We start from the raw sequence: 20613 nt of genomic DNA, 5'->3' as shown, positions 1-20613 counted from the left end.
TCACCGGTTCACCCGCCGGCGGCCTCGCGCGCACCGCGCCCCCAGCGGAACGCCGACACCGTCGGGTCGCCCGGGATCCAGAAGCGCCACGGGAACGCGTCCGTCCCGGCGACGCCCGCAACCCCGACGCGCGGTCCGGTCGCGATCTCGCGCAGCGGCTCTGCGCGCACGAAGAGCCGCGCCCGCGCGCCGGCCTGCTCCGCGCCGGTGACGGCGTCGATGCCGTCGTGGATCGGATGCCGCAGCCCCACCGCGTCGCCGAGCCGACCCGGTCCGCGGGCCAGGTCGCGCGCGAGGCGCGCGGCGGGACGGCGGGCGTGCGCGGCATCCTGCCCCTCGACGACCTCGCCCGCGCGCAGCAGGATTCCGCCGGCGACACCCTCGGGGCCGCACACGACGTTGACGCACGAATGGATGCCGTGGCTCAGGTACACGTACAGGTGGCCGGGCTCGCCCCACATCGTCGCATTGCGGGCGGTCGGTCCCATGCGCGCGTGCGAGCCCGGGTCGGCGAGCGCGCCGGTGCCGCGCCCGTGGTACGCCTCGACCTCGGTGATCCGCAACGCGACGAGCCCGCCCGCCGTCGTCACCCGCAGCTCACCACCGAGCAGCGTCGGCGCGACGTCGGCCGGGAGCCCCTCCAGGGCCTCACGCGTCGCGGGGACGAGGGCGCTCACAGCGCCGGGGCCTTGCGACACCAGGAGATGTCGAATCCGCGCAGCGCCACGACCTGCGTGCCGTCGAGCGTGTAGATCCGGGTCTCGAGCTTCGTGGGCAGCGGCAGCAGGTACCCGTCGTACGTGTCGGTGACGATGTCGGGCGCGACGACGAGGGCGGCGTACCGGCCGCTCGGCGACACGCACGTCTGCAGCAGCGCGTCGGTCGGCGCGACCTCGGCGGCGGGAGTGGCGGCACCGTCGGCATCCACTCGTGTGACCGTCGTCGCGAGCGGCGTCATGCCGTCGAAGGGGGTGAGGGCGCGGAGCGTGGAGCCGTCGGCGAGCGCGGTCACCGACCCGGTCTGGCCGAGGTCGGCGGGCGTCGGCGGCAACGGCTTCTCGTCCGCGGTGGTCAGGTCCACCACGGCGGGACCGTCGACGCGCTCGATGAAGGCGGTCGTCCCGGCGAGGTCGTCGATGCCGATCGCGTTGCCGAGCTCGACGGGCGCCCCGCCGGAGGGCGAGACCTTCGAGCAGATCGACACGATCATCGCGAGCAGGATCATCGCCGCGATCGACAGCGCGGGGTTCGATCCGATCGACAGCAGCACGTCGCGCGGCACGACGACCTGCACGGCTCCGGCGACCGCCGATCCGATGATGAGCGCCGGCATGACCGCGCGCAGCTCGACGACGAACTGGGCGAGGCTGCGCCGCCCCCGGTCGCCCGTCACGCCCTGCTCGGCGAGGCACGCGTCGCGGAAGCGGTCGGTGACGAGGGCGTCCTGATCGGGATGCCGGCTGTACAGCCACCCGATGACGTTCGCGATGAGGTAGCCGCCGAGCAGGCGGGCGACCAGGATGCCGTCGTCGAACCCGAATGCCTGGTGGGTCGTGATGATCACGATCGGGTTGACGATCGGCGCCGCGACCAGGAAGGTCAGCGTCTCGGCGACCGAGAAGCCGCGCATCATGAGCCCGCGCGCGAAGGGCACGTTGCCGCACTCGCACACCGGGATCAGCATGCCGAGCAGGGAGAGGACGGCGCGACGGCCCCAGGGGCCCCGCGGCATCCACCGTTCGATGACACCCGGCGGCACCCACACCTGCACGACGATCGAGAGGATCACGCCGAGCACGACGAACGGCAGCGACTCGATGAGCGTGCTGAGGGCGAGCGTCAGCCCGTCCTGCGCGCGCGTCGGGAGTTCGGGCGACGGGCTCCACAGCGCCACCCCGATCAGCGCGAGGACGGCGAGGAACCCGACCCCCAGCCAGAGCCCGCCGCGGCCGGCCGACCCCGCGGGGGAGGTCGACGTCGAACGCGGCTCCGCGGGGCGGACCTCAGTCCGCACGGGCCCCGGATGCCGCTGTGCGGGCGCAGTCCGCGCACGTGCCGAAGATGTCGACGACGTGCTCGGCGTCGGTGAACCCGTTCGCCGCGGCGATGCGCTTGGCCCACGTCTCGACCTCGTCGGCCTGGATCTCGACGGCCTTGCCGCAGACGCGGCAGATGAGGTGGTGGTGGTGTCCCGCGCTGGCGCACGCGCGGTAGATCGCCTCGCCGTCGGGCGACTGCAGCTGGTCGGCTTCGCCGCTCGCGGCGAGGGTGGCCAGGGCGCGGTAGACGGTCGCGAGCCCGATGCCGGTGTTCTCGTCGCGCAGGGCGGCGTGCAGGTCCTGGGCGCTCACGAATCCGGGGGCGTCGGACAGCGCCGAACGCACGCGCTCGCGCTGCCAGGTGTTGCGCTGGGCCATGGCCGGATTCTACGCCCGCGTGCTGGCGACGGCCTGGGCGCCGTGGGCGGCATCCGTCCGCTGCACCCGCCCCCGACGGTCGCCGACGACGCGGCAGACGAGGTAGATGACGAACGAGATCGTCGTGATGTAGGGGCTCACGGGGAGGGTGCCCGCGACGGCGAGCAGGATGCCGCCGACCGCCGAGACCACGCCGAAGAGGGCGGCCAGCAGCGGCACGGCGACGGGACCGTGCGCGATGCGGGCGGCGGCCGCGGCGGGGGTCACGAGCAGGGCGAGGACGAGCAGCGCGCCGATGATGTGCACGGCGACGGCGACGGCGAGACCGAGCAGCAGCATGAAGGCGAGCGAGATCAGGCCCGTCGGGACGCCGCGGGCGGCCGCCGACTGCGGGTCGAGCGAGTCGAAGCGCAGCGGCCGCCAGATGAGCAGCAGCGCGATGAGCACGACGGCGGAGATGACGATCAGCCACGTGAGCTGGTCGGACTGCACCGAGACGATCTGCCCGGTCAGCAGGCTGAACCGGTTCGCGCTGCGCCCGTTGTAGAGGGCGAGGAAGAGGATGCCGAGGCCCAGACCGAACGGCATGAGCACCCCGATGATCGAGTTGCGGTCGCGGGCGCGCGCACCGAGCCACCCGATGAGGGCGGCGGCGACCATCGACCCGACGATCGACCCGGTGACGACGTCGGCTCCGATCAGCAGCGCGGCGGCCGCCCCCGCGAACGAGAGCTCGCTGATGCCGTGGACGGCGAACGCCATGTCGCGCTGCAGCACGAACACCCCGATGAGGCCGCCGACGAGGCCGAGGATCGCCCCGGCCCACACCGAGTTCTGCACCAGCGCGAGGATCTCGCCGTAGACCGGCACGCCGCCGAACATGGCGTTCGCGATGTCGTCCCAGTTCATGCGTGGTCCTCGTGATGGTGGTGGGATGCCTCGGCGTCGGGCGCGCCGACCACGACCAGACGGTCGCCGGCGCGCAGCACGAAGACCGGCGCGCCGTAGAGGTCGGTGAGCACCGGCGAGGTGAGGACGTCCTTCGGCTTCCCGAGCGTGAAGCGGCCGTTCGCGATGTAGAGGATGCGGTCGACCTTGCCGAGCAGCGGGTTGATGTCGTGGGTGACGAGCAGGACCGCGGCCCCGCTGCGGCGGTGCCGGTCGATGAGCCCTACGACGGCCTGCTGGTTGGCGAGGTCGAGGCTCGTCAGCGGTTCGTCGCACAGGAGCAGCCGCGGGTCGTCGGCGAGGGCCTGCCCGACCCGCAGGCGCTGCTGTTCACCGCCGGAGAGGATGCCGACGGGCCGGTCGGCGAACTCCGTCGCGCCGACGGCGGCGATCAGTTCGTCGACCCGCTCGCGGTCCTTGCGGCGCGGGATCGGCGGACCGAAGCGGTGCCCGTTGACTCCGAGCGCGACGAGGTCGCGTCCGCGCAAAGCCGTGTCGCGCGGCAACGGCCGGGTCTGCGGCAGGTACCCGATGCCCCGGTTGCCGGCGCGGTGGACGCGCTTGCCGCCCACCTCGACCGTGCCCTCGCTCAGGTCCTCGAGGCCGAGGATCGCGCGGAGCAGAGTCGTCTTGCCCGAGCCGCTGGGGCCGAGCACGGCGATCAGCTCGCCCGGCTGCACGTCGAGATCGAGGCCGCTCCAGAGCTCCCGCCCGCCGCGGCGGAGCGCGGCGCCCCGGATGCGGAGGGGGATGTCGTCGGGGCGGGTCACCGAGTCAGGCTACCGGCCAGCTCGTCGATGTTCTGCTGCATCCACTCGAGGTAGGTCAGCCCGTCGGGCAGGAGCTCGGTGAACTTCAGCACCGGGATGTCGGCCTTCGTTGCGAGGCCCTCCACCTCGCTCGTCTCGGCGCCGCCGGTCTGGGCGTTGACGACGACGGTGCGGACCTCGCCCGAGCCGAGGATCTTCGTCGCCTCGAGCATGGTCGCGGGCGGGACGTCCTGGCCCTCTTCGACGGCTTCGCTGAACGCCTCGGGGGTCGCGTTCTCGAGCCCGGCCGCGGCCGTGAGGTACAGCGGGACCGGCTCGGTCGCGAAGATCTTCTCGCCCGCGTGGTCGGCCTTGATCTTCTCGAGAGAGGTCTCGAGGCCGGCGATGCCGTCGAGGAGCTTCTTCGCGTTCGCCTCGAAGGTGTCGGCCTTGGCGGCATCCAGGTCACCCAGTTCGTGGGCGATGTCCTCGACGACGTGCTCCATCGTGTGCGGGTCGTACCAGACGTGCTCGTTGAAGCCTTCGATGTGGTCGTGGCCCGCGTGGTCGTCGCCCTCGGCGTGGTCCTCCTCGGCGTGGGAGTCGCCCTCGGCGTGCGCGTCGTCGGAGTGCCCCTCGTTGCCGGGGTAGTCGTGCGAGTACTCGACGGCGGTGATGACGGGGGCGGTGGTGCCGCTCGCGTCGATCAGCGCGTCGACGAACGCGTCGTAGCCGCCGCCGTTCTCGATGACGAGGTCGGCCTGCGACACGGTGAGCTGGTCCCGCGCCGAGGCCTCGTACGAATGCGGGTCCTGCGAGAGCGAATTGACGATCGAGGTGACCTCGACATCGTCGCCGCCGATGGCCTGGGCCAACGAACCGTAGACGCTCGTCGACGCGACGACCTTCAGCCGATCGCCGTCGCCGCCCGCTGCAGGGCTCGTCGCGGTGGCGCAGCCCGCGAGCACGAGGACCGATCCGACGGAGAGGGCGAGCAGTGCGGGCACACGAGAGGTCATGCCGCGAGTCTACGCGGTGTTGATAATCGTTCTCAAATCGTCGAGGTGCTTCCCGGGCTCCTACTTCAGGGGGTCTTGACCCCAGTTCATCAGCGAGAAGCGCCAGTCCGTGTCCTCGACATCACCCTTCCTTGGCGCATGACCACGGGCTTGCGCAAGAGCCCCGAGCCGGTTTTCGCCGCCTGTTACTGTCATCGGACCGGGGGCACCCGCATCCTCCGGCGCGCCACCACTCCGGGGAGTTCGAGCATGACCGAGCAGTTGACCTTCATCGTCTATGCGAGCCGTGCGGCCGAGCCCTTCGATCACGACGACCTCGTCGACCTCCTGAGCCAGAGCCGCGTGAACAACTCCCGCGACGGCATCACGGGGATGCTGGTCTACCGCGACCTCGACTTCGTCCAGATCCTCGAAGGACCGGATGCCGCGGTCCGTGCACTCCTCGAGCGCATCGGGCGCGATCCCCGCCACACCGACGTCCGCGTGCTGCTCGAGGAGCAGACGACCGAGCGCAAGTACGCGGCATGGTTCATGGGCTACGAGCCGACGGCCCCCGGTGACGGATCGGACGGCGCGGTCGACGCCCTCCGGACCGCTGACGACGATGCGACGACCCGCGAGTCGGCGGACGCCCTCGGCGGATGGTTCCACGGCAGGGCGGGCGGCTCGACCGACCGACCGGCTCCGGTCACCGGCGGGTGAGCGACACGTACGCCAGGCCCGACAGGTTGACGAGCACGTCCGTCGGTGTGGACGTCGCTCGTCAGTCGAGCAGCAGCGCCGGCTCCTCGAGCACCGAGGCGACGTCGGCGATGAACCGGCTGATGCCGTCGCCGTCGATGACGCGGTGGTCGAACGATCCCGACACCGTCGTCACGAAGCGCGGACGCACCTCGCCGTCGACGACCCACGGCTTCTGCCGGATCGTGCCCATGGCGATGATGCCGGACTCCCCCGGATTGATGATCGGGGTCCCGGCATCCATCCCGAAGACACCGATGTTCGTGATCGTGAACGTGCCGCCCTGCTGATCGGCGGGCGTCGTCTTGCCGTCGCGCGCCGTCACGGTGAGCTTCTCGAGCGCCCTCGCGAGGCCGCGCATGTTGAGGTCCTGCGCGTCCTTGATGTTGGGAACGAGCAGGCCGCGCGGCGTCGCCGCCGCGATGCCGAGGTTCACGTAGTGGCGCACGCGGATCTCGGCGCCGTTCTCGGTCTCGACCCACGCGGCGTTGATCATCGGCGTGCGGCGCAGCGCCCAGATGACCGCGCGCGAGAAGATCAGCAGCGGCGAGATCTTCACGTCGGCGAAGTCGGGCGAGGCCTTCAGCCGCTTGACGAGCTCCATCGTGCGGGTCGCGTCGACGTCGGTCCAGACCGACACGTGCGGCGCGGTGTACGCGCTCGAGGTCATCGCGTTGGCGGTCGCCTTGCGCACGCCCTTGACGGTGATGGCCTCTTCGCGGGCGTCCGCCGGTGGCGCCGACGGGGCGGGGACGGATGCCGCGGGTTCCGCGACGGGGATCGACAGCTCGCGCTCCTCGGGCAGCTCCGGCGTCGCGATGTTGCGGAACACCGACGCCTGCTCGGCGTGACGGACGACGTCCTCGCGGGTCACCTCGCCGGCGGCGCCGCTCGGCGTCACGTCCGACAGGTCGACCCCCAGATCGCGGGCGAGCTTGCGGATCGGCGGCTTCGCGACGACGCCGACCGCCTTCGTCACCGGCTTCTCGGCCGGCTTGCGGCGGCGCGACTTCACCTCGCCCCCGGTGCCGTAGCCGACGAGCACCGAGCCACCGGCCTCCTCGGCGGGCTTCTCGCCGTGCTCGGAGCGGCCGATGTCGGCATCCGGCTGTCCCTCGCCACCGGCGATCGTGATGATCGCGGCGCCGACCTCGACCGTCGCGCCCTCGGCGGCGAGGATGTCGCCCACCGTGCCGCTGAACGGCGACGGCAGCTCGACGAGCGACTTCGCCGTCTCGATCTCGACGAGGACGTCGTTCACGTCGACCGTGTCGCCCGGCGCGACGCGCCACTGCACGATCTCGGCCTCGGTGAGGCCTTCGCCGACGTCCGGGAGGTGGAAGGTCTGCGTGCTCATGTCATCTCCATCCCCGCGAGACTGCAGACGCGCGCCGAGACCGCGGGCTGAAACCGCAGTCTCGATGCACACGTGCAGTCTCGCGGATGTGTGGGGGTCGCGGGTAGGGGAGGCATCGTCGGAGGGGTCAGTAGGCGAGGGCGCGGTCGACGGCCTCGAGGATGCGGTCCGCGTCGGGGAGGTACTGGCCCTCCAGCTTGGCGGGCGGGAACGGCACGTCGAAGCCCGACACCCGCAGGACGGGGGCCTCGAGCGCGTAGAACGCCTTCTCCATGACGGTCGCCGCGACCTCGGAGCCCACCGAGACGTTGCCGGGGGCCTCCTGTGCGTAGACCATGCGCCCCGTGCGGCGCACCGACTCGAGGATCGGCTCGTAGTCGATCGGCGACAGCGAGCGCACGTCGATGACCTCGCACGAGGTGCCCTCGCCCTCGGCGAGCGCGGCCGCCTGTAGGAGCGTCGTCACCATCGCGCCGTGACCGACGAGCGTGACGTCGGTGCCGCGGCGGACGACGCGGGAGGCGTGCAGCGGGAGCGCCCGCTCCGCGACATCCACCTCGCCCTTCATCCAGTACTTCGCCTTCGGCTCGAGGAAGATGACCGGGTCGGGCGAGGCGATCGCGTCCTGGATCATCCAGTACGCGTCGTTCGGCGTCGAGGGCGACACGACCCGCAGACCCGGGGTGTGCGCGAAGTACGCCTCGGGGCTCTCCTGGTGGTGCTCGACGGCGCCGATGTGCCCGCCGTAGGGGATGCGGATGACGAGGGGGAAGTGGGCGTGCCCCTCGTGACGGTTCGCGAGCTTCGCGAGCTGGGACGTGATCTGGTCGAACGCGGGGAAGACGAACCCGTCGAACTGGATCTCGATGACGGGACGGAACCCCGCCATCGCCAGGCCGATCGCCGTGCCGACGATGCCGGACTCCGCGAGCGGCGTGTCGAGCACGCGCTGCGGTCCGAACTCGGCGTGCAGGCCCTCGGTCACGCGGAAGACGCCGCCGAGCGGCCCGATGTCCTCGCCCATGAGCAGGACGTGGTCGTCCGCGGTCATCGCCGCGCGGAGGCCGGCGTTGAGCGCCTTCGCGAACGGCAGGGTCTGGATGTCGCTCACGCGTTCCCCTCCTCGAAGGATGCCTCGTACTCGGCGAGCCAGCGCTGCTGCTCCTGCACGAGCGGGTGGGCGTCGCCATAGACGTGGTCGAACATGACGCCGGTGGGGATATCGCCCAGGGCGTTGGTGCGCACGCGCACGTCGTCGGCGTAGGCGGCGGCTGCGGCATCCACCTCGTCGAAGAAGGATGCCGAGGCGCCCCGGTTCTGCAGGAAGGCCCGCATGCGTGCGATCGGGTCGCGGCGCAGCCACGACTGCTCCTCGTCGCTCGTGCGGTACTTGGTCGGGTCGTCGCTCGTCGTGTGGGCGCCCATGCGGTAGGTCAGCGCCTCGATCGCGCGGGGGCCGCCGCCGGCGCGCGCCTCGTCGAGGGCGACCTTGCTGACCGCGTAGCTCGCGAGGACGTCGTTGCCGTCGACGCGGACGGCGGGGATGCCGTAGCCGTCGCCGCGGCGGGCGAGCGGGACGCGCGACTGCGTGGAGACGGGGACCGAGATAGCCCAGTGGTTGTTCTGCAGGAAGAAGACCTGCGGCGTCCGGTAGCTCGCGGCGAACACCATCGCCTCGTGCACGTCGCCCTGGCTCGAGGCGCCGTCGCCGTAGTAGACGATGACCGCCTCGTCCTTCTCGGGGTTGCCCGTGCCGGTGCGGCCGTCGAAGACGAGCCCCATGCCGAGTCCCGTCGCGTGCAGGGTCTGCGCGCCGAGGACGAGCGTGTAGATGTGCGTGTTCTGGTGCTCGGCCGGGTTCCAGCCGCCGTGGGTGAGCCCGCGCATCAGCCGGATGATGTCGATCGGGTCGACGCCGCGGGTCGTGACGACGACGTGCTCCCGGTAGGACGGGAAGACATGGTCGTGCGCGCGGGTCGCCCTCGCCGAGCCGACCTGCGCCGCCTCCTGCCCGAGGGACGGCGGCCACAACGCGAGCTGGCCCTGACGCTGCAGGTTGGTCGCCTGCCGGTCGAAGGCGCGCACCACGACCATGTCGCGGTAGAACGTCTCGAGCTCGGTGTCGGTGAGGGCGTCGATCAGCGGCAGGTAGCGCTCAGCCGCGCCGGAGGGGTCGTACGAACCGTCGGCGGCGAGGACGCGGACGACGTCGGATGCTTCGGCCGGAGCCTCGAACGAGGGGGTCACCCTCCCACGCTAGACCCCGACGCATGAGCGGTTCTGCATGACCCCGACAACGGATGCCGCGATTCGCCGTTCCCTCGGGACAAGCCGGCCGCGCCCCGGCATCCGCTTCAGCGGCGCTTCAGCGTGCGCACGCCACACTGGGCGCATGCGTGTTCTGGTGGTCGACGACGAGGTGCGCCTGGCGGACGGCGTGCGGCGCGGGCTCGAGGCCGAGGGGTTCGCCGTCGACGTCGCGCACAACGGCGTCGACGGGCTGTGGCGCGCCCGCGAGACGAACTACGACGCGATCGTGCTCGACCTGATGATGCCGGGCATGAGCGGCTGGAAGGTCTGCGAGGCCCTCCGCGCCGAGGAGAACTGGACGCCCGTCCTCATGCTGACCGCCAAAGACGGCGAGTGGGACCAGGTCGACGCGCTCGACGCGGGCGCCGACGACTACGTCACGAAGCCCTTCTCGTACCCCGTGCTGGTCGCGCGGCTGCGGGCGCTCATCCGCCGCGGCGGCGTCGAACGTCCCGTCGCGCTCGAGGCCGGCGACCTGCACGTCGACCCCGCCGCGCGCCGCGTCCGCCGGGGCGACACGGCCGTCGAGCTGACCTCGCGCGAGTTCGCCGTGCTGCTGCATCTCATCCGCCACAAGGGCCAGGTCGTCTCCAAGCGCGACCTCATCGCCGGTGTCTGGGACGACGACTTCGACGGCGACCCGAACATCGTCGAGGTCTACGTCGGGCATCTGCGCCGCAAGCTCGACCGTCCCTTCGACCGGAACGCGATCGAGACCGTCCGCGGCGCCGGGTACCGACTGGCGGCCGACGGTGGCTGAGCGGATGCCGCGGGTCAGGTCGCTGCGCACGCGCATCACCGCCGCGGCGACCCTCATCGTCGCGGTCGTCATGGTCCTCGCCTCGCTGAGCTTCAGTGCCGTGCTCAGCGCGGAGATCCGCGGCGCGACGACCCGGACCGCCGAGACACGGGCGGGGGAGATCGCCGTGCGCGTCGACGAGTTCGGGGGCGACGCCGTCGACGACCTCGACGACGACATCGTGCAGGTCGTCGACGGCGCGGGTACCGTCGTCGCCGCCTCGGACGATGCCCGCGCGGGAGCGCTGCCCGCCGACCGCGACGGCGAGACCGTCGTTTACGACGGCGAACGCGTCCTCGTCGTCGTGGCGGACGTCGACGACGACGGCGGCCGCGAAAGCGACGACGATGACGATGAGCCGTCCGCCGACGCGCGGGTCGTGCTGGCGGTGCCCGTCGAGGACGACGACGCGACCCTCGCCACCGCCGGATGGCTGCTCGCGGCATCCACCCTGCTCGTCGCCCTCGTGGTCGCGGCCGTCACCTGGTGGGTCGTCGGCCGCGCCCTGCGTCCCGTCGAGCGCATCCGCCGCGAAGTCGACGAGATCACCGGCGACCGCCTCGACCGGCGGGTCGTCGAGCCGTCGTCGGGTGATGAGATCGAGGCCCTCGCCGGCACGATGAACCGCATGCTCGACCGGCTCGACGCGTCCGCCACCGCCCAGCGCCGGTTCGTGTCGGATGCCTCGCACGAATTGCGCTCGCCGCTCGCGACCATGCGCCAGCACGCCGAACTCGCGCGTGCCCACCCCGAGGCGACGAGCCTCGACGACCTCGCCGAGGTCGTCACCGAGGAGGGGCTGCGGATGCAGGACCTGGTCGAGGGCCTGCTGGTGCTCGCCCGGCTCGACGAGCAGGCCCCCTCGCAGCGGGGTGTCGTGGACCTCGACGACCTCGCCCTCGCCGAGGTGTCGCGCCTGCGCGCAGCCGGAGTGAGCGTCGACGGCTCCGCGATCACGGCGGTGCAGGTCACGGGCGACGACCGTCTGCTCGGGCGGATCGCCCGGAACCTGGCCGACAACGCGGCCCGGCACGCGGCATCCCGGATCGCGGTGGGAGTCGCCCGCGACGGCGCCGACGCGGTGCTGACGGTCGACGACGACGGCAGCGGCATCCCCGCCTCGGAGCGCGAGCGTGTGTTCGAGCGCTTCGTGCGTCTCGACGAAGGTCGGGCGAGGGATGCCGGGGGCAGCGGCCTCGGCCTCGCGATCGTCGCCGGCGTGGTGCGGGCCTCGCGAGGCACGGTGACGGTGGGCGAATCGCCGCTGGGCGGCGCGCGCTTCACGGTCCGGTTGCCCGCCGCGGACTGAGGGCGGCGGGGGCGCTCAGGCAGGAGCGATCAGTCGGCGTGCTCGGGCGGCCAGACCACGGCGAACCGCTCGAAGACGATCTCGTCGTCCTCGGACCACTCCGCGCCGCGGGCGGCGGCGACCCGCGTGAAGTAGCGGCGGTGCTCGCGCTGCCAGCTCTCGAGGGAGCGGTCGTCCTCGCCCTCGTCGAACGCGAAGGCCGCGTCGGCGCTCGCGAACGCGCCGACGCGCAGTTCGGTGCTCCGGATGATGATGCGCGGCGCGCCGGTGCCGTCGCACGCGATCCAGTGCGAACCGATCCGCGGCAGCTGGTCGCCGTGCTCGAAGAACTCCGCGACCAGTTCGGAAGTCGCCCGCTTCGGACCGTTCAGCACGGCGTCGAGGAGCTGGTCCGCGAGCCGCGGACTGTCGCCGAAGTGCTCGACCGTGTACTCCGGTCCGGCTGCCGCGGCAGCGGGATGCGCGGCGCGGTAGTCGGCCCACATCCGGTCGGCGGCGTCACGATCGAGGGGGAAGGCGGCGGAGGAGAGGCTCTCGGACATCCCTCGATCCTGGCATCCCGGCATCCTGAAGACCGCTTCAGGTCGCTTCAGGTGGGCTTCAGTGCCCGCTCGGCACTCTGGGTGCATGAGCGAGAACACCACCACCCCCGACCCGTCCACCCCCACCCAGCCGTACACGCCCGCCGCCGAGCCGGCGGCGGAGAAGCCCGCGAAGCGGCGCGGCCGCACCGCGCTGATCGCCGGTGGCGCAGCGCTCGGCGCACTCGTGCTCGTCGGCGGCGGCGTCGCGATCGGCTCCGCACTCGACGACGACGACCGCCTGGACGGCGTGGCCGTCAGCCAGCAGGGCGAGGCCGACGGCACGCGGGACACCGCCGCCGGAACGCAGGGCGGGGTCGACGGCACGCGCGTCGACGACACCGACGATGACGCACCCGACGTCGACGACGACACCGCGGCGACGACCGCGTCCGGCGAGTTCGGTGCGTCCGACGCCGCAGAGCTCGACGGCATCGCGAAGGCTGCGCAGGGCGTCGCCGACGGCGAGCCGACCGCGATCGACGCGAACCGCGACGGCAGCTGGGACGTCACCCTCACGGGCGCCGACGGGTCAGAGACCGAGGTCCTCGTCGGCGCGGACGGCCAGGCGGTCGTGCGCGAGACGGAAGGACCCGACGCCGACGACCGCGCGCCGCAGAACGTGCTCGACACCGCCACGCTGCAGGCCATGGTCGACGCGGCCCTCGCGGAGCAGCCCGGGCGCATCATCGACGTCGACGCCGACGACGACAACCGTTCCCCGTTCGACGTGTCGATCCTCACAGGCGACCGTCAGATCGTGGAGGTCACCCTCGACGCGTCCGGCACGGTGCTGAAGACCGAACTCGACGACTGAGCGGATGCCGCCCCGCGGCATCCATCGCAGGGGCGCGGGTCCTTCGGGAACCGCGCCCCTGTCGCGTTCGCGAGGAGATGTCGGTTCGAGAGGAGGCATCCGCTCGATCCGGTCCTCGGGAACCTCCATCTCCTCGCGAAGCGACGGCCCGCGAGCCTCAGACCGCCGGGATCACCCCGGGGACTGTACTCGATGTATCCGGTTACATCCAGGCCGGGCGCACCTCGACATCGACGCGGTGTGGGCCGTCGATGCCACCATGCTCACGTGCCCGATGCCCTGCCCTCGCGCTGCCGCCTCTGCGGCGGCACGATCGGCGAGCGCCGCGACGACGCCTGGTACTGCACGCGCTGCGGATGGCGGCTGGGCGACGCCCCCGACCCCGACATCCCGCCGCCGCGGATCGACGTCGTCTACTACCTGCGGTACCGCGACCGCGTGAAGATCGGCACGTCGGCGACGCCACGGCGCCGGTTGGCCGCGATCATGCACGACGAGCTGCTGGCCTTCGAACCGGGCGACCGCGCTCTGGAACAGCAGCGGCACCGCGAGTTCGCCGAGCTTCGCGAGGGCGGCGAATGGTTCACGCTCACCGGGGTGCTCGCGGCGCACATCGACGCCGAGCGAGAGCGCATCGGCGACCCGTGGGCGGCCTACGACCGCTGGCTCGGCGACGCGTTCCGACGCCGATCCTCGTAGGCGGCCGAAAGTTCTACCACACGACGCTTGTCCCCCGAAAGGGGGACAAGAACGCCACCCAACATGAGTAGATTCTCACGTGCTGTAGGACCATCATTTGGGGAGCTGGTTTGCCCGCACTCGGATCGGTCTCTGGGGGACAAAAGGCGTTTCCGCATGCGGGCCCCGCTACAGCACCACGACCCGGCTGGGGTCCGGGGGAGACCCCCCTCCAGCCGGGTCTCACCCCTTCCGCTCGGGCGGATGCACGCGTATCGTCGCGGGCAACCCAGCCCCGGGTCGTCCGCGCGGAATCGCCTCTCCCCTGTCATGGCGACGCGCCCGGGAGCCCCGGGCCGTCGAGCCGACCTCCCCCCGCGGTTCGGGGTCGGGGACCCTCCCGCAGCGTCAGGCGCGGACCGCGGCGGCGATGCGCGCGACGACGGCGTCGACGTCGGCGGCGGCACCACCGGCATCCGCGTCGTAGAGGAACTCGGTCCGCCCGCGACGCACCCCGCAGTAGTCGAGGATGCCGGTCTCGATCTGGGTCGCGAAGGCGCGGTCGTATCCGCGCCGCTCGTAGAGCGCGGCATCCGAGCCCGCGACGGGCACCAGGTGCACCGTGAGCCTGCCGAGTCCGGGACGGATGCCGCCGCCCTCGCCGACGCCGAAGGCCCACCCGTTCGCGAACACCCGATCGATCCACCCCTTGAGGAGGGCGGGCATCGACCACCAGAATACCGGGAAGACGAGCACGAGATGGTCGGCGCGGTCGATGCGGGCCATCTCGGCGGCGACGTCCGCGGGGTACTCCCCCGCCACGGCGTAGGCGTGCCGATCTGCCAGCGTGAAGCGCGGGTCGAAGCCCTCAGCCGTGAGATCGGCGATCTCGACCTCGCCCGCCGGCAGCGCGGCGGCGAGGCGGTCGGCGACGTGGTGCGTGAAGGACTGCGGATCCGGATGCGCGACGACGAGGAGCGAGCTCATCCCTCCATTCTGCGGACGCGAGGTCTTGATGTAACCGGTTACCAGCGCTACAGACGCTCGATGTATCCGGTTACATCGCCGGATCCCGATCTCACGAGGAGGTGACGGAGGGACATGACGACGCACGACGCGCAGACCCCCCGGTCGCGCACCCGCTCGCACGGCGGCAGCTCCCGCCCCACGATCCGCGACATCGCACGGGCCGCGGGCGTCTCGGTCGCGACGGTGTCGCGCGTGACGCACGACGACCCCCGCGTCGCCGGCGAAACGAAGGACCGCGTCCGCGAGGCGATCGACCGCCTGGGATACACCCCCTCGTCCCTCGGCCGCGCCCTCTCGTATCAGCGCACCAACACCCTCGGCATCGTCCTCCCGGGCCTCGGCGGCCCGTACTTCGCCGCCCTCATCGAGGGCGCGGAGTCGGTCGCCGTCGAGCGCGGCGTCGCGATCAACGTCCTCGGCACCCACCTGCGCCCCGACGCCGTGGCCTCCGTCCGCCAGCTCGCCGAGCGCACCGACGGACTCATCATCGCCGGCGGGACGGTGCCGGATGCCGAGATCGCCCGACTCGCCGCGGCCGGCCGCGTCGTGGTGGTCGCCGGCGAGAGCGACGACGCTCCGGCGGTGCTGACCGACGGACGCAGCGCCGCCGCGGAGCTCACCCGCCACCTCATCGAGGTGCACGGCCATCGCCGGCTCTCGTTCGTCGGCGAGCCGGCCGGATCGCCCGACACCACGCTGCGCTACGAAGGCTTCCGGGACGCCCTGCGCGAGGCGGGGCTCGACGATGCCGGCGAGCCGCTGCGCTACGGACTCGACGTCCGCAGCGGCGCCCTCGCCGCCCGGCAGGTGCACGAGAGCGCACTGCCCGACGCGCTCGTCTGCGCGAACGACGAGCTCGCGATCGGTCTGCTCGCGACGCTGCCCGGCCTCGGCCACCGCATCCCGCAGGACGTCGCGATCACCGGCTTCGACGACCAGTCGCTCGCCGAGATCGCCTCGCCCCGGTTGACCACCGTGCACCAGCCGGTCGCCGAGCTCGGCGCGCGCGCCGCCGCCGGCGCCCTCGGCGAGACCCTCGACCCGCGCACGGTGCTGCCGACCCGGCTCGTGATCCGCGAGTCGTGCGGGTGCGCAGCCGACCCCGAGGCGATCACCGACTGAGGCCTGAGCCGCCCACCCGTATCGGTTTTCGTCACGCGCGCAAGGGCGGGCAGGACCGATGCGCACCGGCGTACCCTCGAACCTCATGAGCACTACCGGGACCATTCCTGCGGACGCCTTCTCGATCAGGAGCCCCTACGGCCGACGAGCGATCGGCCTATCGGTGGCCGCCGCGGTCGGCGGCTTCCTCTTCGGATTCGACTCGTCCGTCATCAACGGCGCGGTCGACTCCATCGAGTCGAACTTCGACCTGAACAGCGTCCTCACCGGCTTCGTCGTCGCCGTCGCCCTGCTCGGCTGCGCCGTCGGCGCGGTGCTCGCGGGCGGCCTCTCCGACCGCTGGGGCCGCCTGAAGACGATGATGCTCGGCGCCGTCATGTTCCTGGTGTCGTCCATCGGATCGGGCCTGACCTTCAGCGTCCCCGACCTGATCGTCTGGCGTGTGATCGGCGGCATCGGCATCGGCATCGCCTCGGTCGTCGCCCCCGCCTACATCGCCGAGATCGCGCCGCGGCAGATCCGCGGCAGCCTCGCGTCGCTGCAGCAGCTCGCGATCACGCTCGGCATCTTCGCCGCGCTCCTCTCCGACGCCGTCCTCGCGAACACCGCCGGCGGCGCGTCGGAGCAGCTGTGGCTCGGCCTCGAGGCGTGGCGCTGGATGTTCCTCGTCGGCATCGTCCCGGCCGCGGTCTACGGCATCCTCGCCTTCACCATGCCCGAGTCTCCCCGTTATCTGCTCGCGAAGGGACGCAACGACGAGGCCCGCGAGATCTTCGCGCGACTCGTGCCCGAAGCCGACCTCGACAAGTCCGTCAACGAGATCCGCAACGCCATCGACGAGGACCGCAAGACCAAGGGCGCCTCGCTGCGCGGCCCGGTCCTCGGCCTGCAGGGCATCGTCTGGGTCGGCATCATCCTGTCGACGTTCCAGCAGTTCGTCGGCATCAACGTGATCTTCTACTACTCGACCACCCTCTGGAAGGCGGTCGGCTTCGACGAGAGCAACTCGCTGCTCATCAGCGTGATCACCTCGGTCACCAACGTCGTCGTGACCCTCATCGCGATCTGGCTCGTCGACCGTGTCGGCCGCAAGCCGATCCTGCTGACCGGTTCGGTGCTCATGGCCCTGTCGCTCGCGACCATGGCGCTCGCGTTCGCCTTCGCGGTCACCGTCGACGGCGAAGTCTCGCTAGCCGGCGCGTGGGGGCCGGTCGCGCTCATCGCGGCGAACCTGTTCGTCGTCGGATTCGGCGCCTCGTGGGGTCCGCTCGTGTGGGTGCTGCTCGGCGAGATCTTCCCCAGCCGCATCCGCGGCAAGGCCCTCGGCGTCGCCGCCGGCGCGCAGTGGATCGCGAACTTCCTCATCACGGTGTCGTTCCCCGCGATGTCGAGCTGGTCGCTGCCCCTCACCTACGGCATGTACGCGCTGTTCGCGGCGCTGTCGTTCGTCTACGTCGCCTGGCGCGTGCCCGAGACGAAGGGCATGGAGCTCGAACAGACCGAGACGCTGTTCGTCCGCAAGGCGAAGGGCTGACCCGCGCGCTCCCCTGTCACAACGTGCGGCGCCCCGCGGCGTGTCGTGACAGGGAAGCGCGGGCGGGGTGCCGCGCGACGGCCTGCTCGCAGATGGGTCGCCGTCAGGGGCGAACGGATGCCGCGACCTCGACCACGCGGTCGATCGACTCCTCCTCGCCCACCGACACACGCACGCCGTCGCCGGCGAAGGGCCGGACCACGAGGTCGGCGGCCTCGAAGGCCGCCGCGACCTCGAGCGAGCGGTCGCCGGCCGGGAGCCAGACGAAGTTGCCCTGCGCGGTCGGTACGTCCCATCCGATCTCGCGCAGGCGGTCGACCAGAAGGTCACGCCGCCGCGCCACGACCGCGACGCGCTCGCGCAGGTCGTCCTCGGCGTCGAGGCTCGCGAGCGCCGCGGCCTCGGCCTGCGCCGTGACCGACAGCGGGATGCCGGCGCTGCGGGCGGCATCGAGGATGCGGGGGTGCCCGACGGCGTAGCCGATGCGCAGGCCGGCGAGCCCGTACGCCTTCGAGAAGGTGCGGAGGATCACGACGTTGTCGTGCCCGGCGGCGATGACCCTCTCGCCCTTGACCGCTGCGGCATCCGTCACGAACTCGACGTACGCCTCGTCCAGGACGATCAGCACGTCCTCCGGGACGGCGGCGACGAACGCGTCGAACTCTGCCTGCGTCACGACCGCGCCGGTCGGGTTGTTCGGCGTGCAGACGAAGACGGCGCGCGTGCGGTCGGTGACAGCGGCGGCGAGCGCGGGGAGGTCGACCGCGGCGGCATCCGTCAGCGGGACCATCACGGGGGTGGCGCCGGTGACGGTCACGATGCCCGGGTACGCCTCGAAGGAACGCCACGGCAGGACGATCTCATCGCCGACGGAGGCGACGGCCTGCGCGAGCTGGTACAGGATCGAGACCGAGCCGGCGGCGATGTGGATGCGGTCGTCGGTGACCCCGAACCGCTCCGCCAGGCGCGCGCGCAGCCGGGCGGCGAGCGCGTCGGGGTAGCGGTTGAAGGCGACCGCGTCACGCACCGCGGCGACGACACCGGGGAGCGGGTCGAACGGGTTCTCGTTGCTGGAGAGCTTGTAGGCGGTGGCGCCGGCCTGCTTGCCCTGCTTGTAGGCGGGCAGCGCGGCGATTTCGGGACGAACCCGGACGGGGATGTCGGTCACGCGACGAGTCTACGAGCGGGAGCGCCGGCCCGTCCCTCGCCCGTGGACGCACGGCGTGGGAGACTGCGGGCATGCGCTTCATCGTCCGCGTCGTGATCAACGCCTTCGCGATCTGGGTCGTCACCCTCATCGAACCGCTGCGCGTCGAGGTCACCCCCTTCGAACCCGGCGAGACGCTGCAGCTCGTGCTGTCGCTGCTGGCCGTCGCGGCGGTCTTCGCGATCGTCAACACCGTCATCGGGACGATCCTGAAGATCCTGGCGTTCCCGCTCTACATCTTGACTCTCGGCCTCATCTCCCTGGTGATCAACGGCTTCCTGTTCTGGCTGACGGGGTGGTTCACCGAGTGGTGGGGCTGGGGTCTGTCGGTCGAGTCGTTCTGGCTGGGCGTCGTCGCGGCGCTGATCATCTCGCTCATCAACTTCGTCTTCGGGATCATCCTGCGTCCGCAGACGAAGCGCTGACGCCCTCGGCGGTGTCGTAGACGAACACCTCCACCGACTCCGCCGTGCCGAGCTCGGCGAGGCGGTCGCGCACGGCATCCATCCGCGGGTCGGTCGAGACGTCGAGCATCTCGGACGTCGCGGTGTACTCGTCCATCTGGTGGGAGTTCAACCACGGAAGCGGGTCGACGGTGCGCTCGACGACCATGCTCCCGGGGGCGCCGATCTCGGCGTCGTGGCCTCCGCCCGCCAGCAGCGGCACCACGTCGTCCCGGTGCCGGAAGTCGACCTGGAGGGTGTCGGGCCCCACGTCGGCTTGGACGGGGTTGCCGAACCCGACGATCATCGGCACCTCGTACTCCTTCTCGAGCGCGATCCGGCTGGCGACCATGGCGCCCTGGGAGTGCCCGCTGACCATCACCGAATCGCCGGGCTTCGCTCCGGCCTTCTCGAGCGCGATGCGGCTCGCTTCATAGGACGACGACCTCATCCCGTCGTACAGGGCGACGTTCGACGACCAGTCGAACGTCCCGGGGTCCTCTCCGAACCGTGTGCCCGAAAGGTACAGCGCGAACCGCCGTCCGCCGTCCGGCATCGTGTACCGCTCGACCCGGATGGCGCCCGGCCCGCCACCGGGCACGCGGCGCGCCACGTCGGCGACCGTCGCGGGTGCCGATCCCGGCTGGGACCGCGCCAGCTCGACGGTGGGACGCGCTGGCTTTCCGAGCAGACGGCTCCCCTCGGGAAGCGTTCCCGTGCCGCGGTCCCGGATCTCCGCTGCCCCCCAGCGGAGCGCGCCCACTGCGACGGGCGCGAGGCCGGAGGCGAGGGTCGTCCACCACAGCTCGCCCGCGACCGTCGCGAAGGGATCGGGCGCGTCCGCGACGGCCTGCCGCGCGGCCTCGGCCGCAGCGGGAGAGGATGCCTCGAGCTCCGCCACCTTCTGGGCGAGGTCCACCACGTCGCCGCGATCGCGCGCGTCCCCGTGCCAGGCGATCGCCGCACGCGCCTGCAACTCGACGATCTCGTACGCGGCCGCCGTGTCGCGGAGTGCGCGCGCGAGCTCCTGTCCCCGCTCGACGACCGCGCCCGCGGCGGTGGCGAGGTACGCAGCACCCCCGCCGATCGTCGCGGACCCGAGGAGGCGGTCGGCCGACCTCAGTCCGGCACGGACCGTGTCGGCGTCGGCGACCGCGAGCTCGGTCTGCGCCGCCGCGTTGCGCAGGGTCTCGGTGTCGACGGCGACGACGCGGCCGCCGCGGATCTCGATCTCCGCCATCAGCCCGTCGCCTCGACCCAAGTGCGGTCGCCGTACGCCTGGCCGATCGCCCCCTCGATCGCCGTCGACAACCGGGCGACCTCGCCCTCCCACGCGGCCACCGCCTCACGGAACGCGTCGGCGGCCTCGGCGCGCCAGTCGACGAGGTGCGCGACCCGCCGGACGTCGGCGAGCAACTCGAGCACCTGATCGTCGGCTTGTCGCAGAAGGGCGATCCCGTCGTCGAGGGCGGCGAGACGCTCCCCCACGGGAGCGCCCCACAGGTACGGGGACGGCGCGAGAACATCGGACATGCGTCGACTGTGCCCCCGGC

At 71.9% G+C, this 20613-nt stretch carries 22 protein-coding genes; 8 read left to right on the top strand and 14 right to left on the bottom strand.

Features of this window, described 5'->3' with window-relative positions:
• Window positions 1-8: 8 nt before the first annotated feature.
• The 6 genes from ACPEH2_RS08215 to ACPEH2_RS08190 are packed head-to-tail and all read right to left on the bottom strand — an operon-like array spanning window position 9 to window position 5133.
• The gene (locus ACPEH2_RS08215) at window positions 9-677 is read right to left on the bottom strand and encodes a DNA-3-methyladenine glycosylase (RefSeq protein ID WP_363379972.1); all 669 of its coding nucleotides are present in this window, start codon (window positions 675-677) and stop codon (window positions 9-11) included.
• On the bottom strand, window positions 674-2014 hold the full coding sequence (locus tag ACPEH2_RS08210; RefSeq protein ID WP_359918580.1) for a permease: 1341 nt from the start codon (window positions 2012-2014) through the stop codon (window positions 674-676). The genes ACPEH2_RS08215 and ACPEH2_RS08210 overlap by 4 nt, the downstream gene beginning before the upstream one ends.
• A complete protein-coding gene (locus ACPEH2_RS08205; protein WP_359918578.1) occupies window positions 2004-2417 on the bottom strand; it encodes a Fur family transcriptional regulator in 414 nt (137 codons plus the stop codon). The genes ACPEH2_RS08210 and ACPEH2_RS08205 overlap by 11 nt, the downstream gene beginning before the upstream one ends.
• 9 nt (window positions 2418-2426) lie before the next feature.
• On the bottom strand, window positions 2427-3326 hold the full coding sequence (locus ACPEH2_RS08200) for a metal ABC transporter permease (RefSeq protein WP_359918577.1): 900 nt from the start codon (window positions 3324-3326) through the stop codon (window positions 2427-2429).
• A complete protein-coding gene (locus ACPEH2_RS08195; protein WP_359918575.1) occupies window positions 3323-4135 on the bottom strand; it encodes a metal ABC transporter ATP-binding protein in 813 nt (270 codons plus the stop codon). Before ACPEH2_RS08195 ends, ACPEH2_RS08200 begins: the two co-directional genes overlap by 4 nt.
• Window positions 4132-5133, bottom strand: coding sequence for a metal ABC transporter solute-binding protein, Zn/Mn family (locus ACPEH2_RS08190; RefSeq protein ID WP_359918574.1), 1002 nt, complete (start codon window positions 5131-5133; stop codon window positions 4132-4134). The genes ACPEH2_RS08195 and ACPEH2_RS08190 overlap by 4 nt, the downstream gene beginning before the upstream one ends.
• Before the next feature lie 249 nt (window positions 5134-5382).
• Between ACPEH2_RS08190 and ACPEH2_RS08185 the strand changes: the two genes are divergently transcribed.
• Window positions 5383-5835: a BLUF domain-containing protein gene (locus ACPEH2_RS08185; RefSeq protein WP_359918572.1), complete on the top strand. Its 453-nt coding sequence runs from the start codon at window positions 5383-5385 to the stop codon at window positions 5833-5835.
• Between the two features lie 61 nt (window positions 5836-5896).
• Here ACPEH2_RS08185 and ACPEH2_RS08180 read toward each other — a convergent pair whose 3' ends face one another.
• The 3 genes from ACPEH2_RS08180 to ACPEH2_RS08170 form a co-directional block, all read right to left on the bottom strand.
• Window positions 5897-7231, bottom strand: a complete 1335-nt coding sequence (locus ACPEH2_RS08180; protein WP_359918571.1) for a dihydrolipoamide acetyltransferase family protein — start codon at window positions 7229-7231, stop codon at window positions 5897-5899.
• 127 nt (window positions 7232-7358) lie between these two features.
• Complete coding sequence (locus ACPEH2_RS08175; protein ID WP_311286403.1) at window positions 7359-8342, bottom strand: alpha-ketoacid dehydrogenase subunit beta; 984 nt, start codon at window positions 8340-8342, stop codon at window positions 7359-7361.
• On the bottom strand, window positions 8339-9478 hold the full coding sequence (locus ACPEH2_RS08170) for a thiamine pyrophosphate-dependent dehydrogenase E1 component subunit alpha (RefSeq protein WP_217528701.1): 1140 nt from the start codon (window positions 9476-9478) through the stop codon (window positions 8339-8341). Before ACPEH2_RS08170 ends, ACPEH2_RS08175 begins: the two co-directional genes overlap by 4 nt.
• 145 nt (window positions 9479-9623) lie before the next feature.
• Between ACPEH2_RS08170 and ACPEH2_RS08165 the strand changes: the two genes are divergently transcribed.
• Both ACPEH2_RS08165 and ACPEH2_RS08160 read left to right on the top strand, forming a co-directional pair.
• On the top strand, window positions 9624-10301 hold the full coding sequence (locus tag ACPEH2_RS08165; RefSeq protein ID WP_359918569.1) for a response regulator transcription factor: 678 nt from the start codon (window positions 9624-9626) through the stop codon (window positions 10299-10301).
• A 4-nt stretch (window positions 10302-10305) separates the two neighbouring features.
• Window positions 10306-11649 (top strand): sensor histidine kinase, encoded by a 1344-nt coding sequence (locus ACPEH2_RS08160; protein ID WP_359918567.1) that lies wholly within the window; start codon window positions 10306-10308, stop codon window positions 11647-11649.
• 29 nt (window positions 11650-11678) lie between these two features.
• Here ACPEH2_RS08160 and ACPEH2_RS08155 read toward each other — a convergent pair whose 3' ends face one another.
• Window positions 11679-12191, bottom strand: coding sequence for an ASCH domain-containing protein (locus ACPEH2_RS08155; protein WP_359918565.1), 513 nt, complete (start codon window positions 12189-12191; stop codon window positions 11679-11681).
• Window positions 12192-12276: 85 nt separating this feature from the next.
• Between ACPEH2_RS08155 and ACPEH2_RS08150 the strand changes: the two genes are divergently transcribed.
• Both ACPEH2_RS08150 and ACPEH2_RS08145 read left to right on the top strand, forming a co-directional pair.
• Window positions 12277-13047, top strand: a complete 771-nt coding sequence (locus tag ACPEH2_RS08150; protein ID WP_423718551.1) for a PepSY domain-containing protein — start codon at window positions 12277-12279, stop codon at window positions 13045-13047.
• A 267-nt stretch (window positions 13048-13314) separates the two neighbouring features.
• Complete coding sequence (locus ACPEH2_RS08145; protein ID WP_359918562.1) at window positions 13315-13746, top strand: GIY-YIG nuclease family protein; 432 nt, start codon at window positions 13315-13317, stop codon at window positions 13744-13746.
• 387 nt (window positions 13747-14133) lie between these two features.
• Here the strand turns inward: ACPEH2_RS08145 and ACPEH2_RS08140 are convergent, their stop codons facing one another.
• Window positions 14134-14712 (bottom strand): NAD(P)H-dependent oxidoreductase, encoded by a 579-nt coding sequence (locus ACPEH2_RS08140; protein ID WP_359918560.1) that lies wholly within the window; start codon window positions 14710-14712, stop codon window positions 14134-14136.
• A 114-nt stretch (window positions 14713-14826) separates the two neighbouring features.
• On the opposite strand from ACPEH2_RS08140, the gene ACPEH2_RS08135 reads away from it, so the two are divergent.
• Both ACPEH2_RS08135 and ACPEH2_RS08130 read left to right on the top strand, forming a co-directional pair.
• Complete coding sequence (locus ACPEH2_RS08135) at window positions 14827-15876, top strand: LacI family DNA-binding transcriptional regulator (RefSeq protein WP_359918558.1); 1050 nt, start codon at window positions 14827-14829, stop codon at window positions 15874-15876.
• A gap of 85 nt (window positions 15877-15961) precedes the next feature.
• Window positions 15962-17410 carry a sugar porter family MFS transporter gene (locus ACPEH2_RS08130; protein WP_423718549.1) on the top strand — a complete coding sequence of 483 codons (1449 nt, stop codon included), beginning with the start codon at window positions 15962-15964 and terminating at the stop codon, window positions 17408-17410.
• Window positions 17411-17513: 103 nt separating this feature from the next.
• Here ACPEH2_RS08130 and ACPEH2_RS08125 read toward each other — a convergent pair whose 3' ends face one another.
• Window positions 17514-18578, bottom strand: coding sequence for a histidinol-phosphate transaminase (locus ACPEH2_RS08125; protein ID WP_359918555.1), 1065 nt, complete (start codon window positions 18576-18578; stop codon window positions 17514-17516).
• Window positions 18579-18649: 71 nt separating this feature from the next.
• Between ACPEH2_RS08125 and ACPEH2_RS08120 the strand changes: the two genes are divergently transcribed.
• Window positions 18650-19042, top strand: coding sequence for a phage holin family protein (locus tag ACPEH2_RS08120; protein WP_253034684.1), 393 nt, complete (start codon window positions 18650-18652; stop codon window positions 19040-19042).
• On the opposite strand, the gene ACPEH2_RS08115 is transcribed toward ACPEH2_RS08120, so the two are convergent.
• Together ACPEH2_RS08115 and ACPEH2_RS08110 are read right to left on the bottom strand one after the other, a co-directional pair.
• Entirely contained in the window at window positions 19014-20300 is a 1287-nt protein-coding gene (locus ACPEH2_RS08115) for a hypothetical protein (protein ID WP_359918553.1), read from the bottom strand. The two genes, ACPEH2_RS08120 and ACPEH2_RS08115, sit on opposite strands and share 29 nt — an antisense overlap.
• Complete coding sequence (locus ACPEH2_RS08110; RefSeq protein WP_359918552.1) at window positions 20300-20593, bottom strand: hypothetical protein; 294 nt, start codon at window positions 20591-20593, stop codon at window positions 20300-20302. Before ACPEH2_RS08110 ends, ACPEH2_RS08115 begins: the two co-directional genes overlap by 1 nt.
• Window positions 20594-20613 lie beyond the last annotated feature (20 nt).

The organism is Microbacterium sp. NPDC064942 (assembly GCF_049545525.1).
Lineage (GTDB): Bacteria > Actinomycetota > Actinomycetes > Actinomycetales > Microbacteriaceae > Microbacterium > Microbacterium gawkjiense.
The sequence above is the reverse complement of the archived record's forward strand: the minus strand, read 5'-3'. Positions and strand labels throughout refer to the sequence as shown.

Bases quoted from the DNA above. Each gene is read 5' to 3' on its own strand.
- ACPEH2_RS08190 (WP_359918574.1), bottom strand. From the start codon at position 5,133: ATGACCTCTCGTGTGCCCGCACTGCTCGCCCTCTCCGTCGGATCGGTC.
- ACPEH2_RS08110 (WP_359918552.1), bottom strand. From the start codon at position 20,593: ATGTCCGATGTTCTCGCGCCGTCCCCGTACCTGTGGGGCGCTCCCGTG.
- ACPEH2_RS08180 (WP_359918571.1), bottom strand. From the start codon at position 7,231: ATGAGCACGCAGACCTTCCACCTCCCGGACGTCGGCGAAGGCCTCACC.
- ACPEH2_RS08200 (WP_359918577.1), bottom strand. From the start codon at position 3,326: ATGAACTGGGACGACATCGCGAACGCCATGTTCGGCGGCGTGCCGGTC.
- ACPEH2_RS08185 (WP_359918572.1), top strand. From the start codon at position 5,383: ATGACCGAGCAGTTGACCTTCATCGTCTATGCGAGCCGTGCGGCCGAG.
- ACPEH2_RS08140 (WP_359918560.1), bottom strand. From the start codon at position 14,712: ATGAGCTCGCTCCTCGTCGTCGCGCATCCGGATCCGCAGTCCTTCACG.
- ACPEH2_RS08150 (WP_423718551.1), top strand. From the start codon at position 12,277: ATGAGCGAGAACACCACCACCCCCGACCCGTCCACCCCCACCCAGCCG.
- ACPEH2_RS08160 (WP_359918567.1), top strand. From the start codon at position 10,306: ATGCCGCGGGTCAGGTCGCTGCGCACGCGCATCACCGCCGCGGCGACC.
- ACPEH2_RS08205 (WP_359918578.1), bottom strand. From the start codon at position 2,417: ATGGCCCAGCGCAACACCTGGCAGCGCGAGCGCGTGCGTTCGGCGCTG.
- ACPEH2_RS08165 (WP_359918569.1), top strand. From the start codon at position 9,624: ATGCGTGTTCTGGTGGTCGACGACGAGGTGCGCCTGGCGGACGGCGTG.
- ACPEH2_RS08120 (WP_253034684.1), top strand. From the start codon at position 18,650: ATGCGCTTCATCGTCCGCGTCGTGATCAACGCCTTCGCGATCTGGGTC.
- ACPEH2_RS08155 (WP_359918565.1), bottom strand. From the start codon at position 12,191: ATGTCCGAGAGCCTCTCCTCCGCCGCCTTCCCCCTCGATCGTGACGCC.
- ACPEH2_RS08115 (WP_359918553.1), bottom strand. From the start codon at position 20,300: ATGGCGGAGATCGAGATCCGCGGCGGCCGCGTCGTCGCCGTCGACACC.
- ACPEH2_RS08130 (WP_423718549.1), top strand. From the start codon at position 15,962: ATGAGCACTACCGGGACCATTCCTGCGGACGCCTTCTCGATCAGGAGC.
- ACPEH2_RS08135 (WP_359918558.1), top strand. From the start codon at position 14,827: ATGACGACGCACGACGCGCAGACCCCCCGGTCGCGCACCCGCTCGCAC.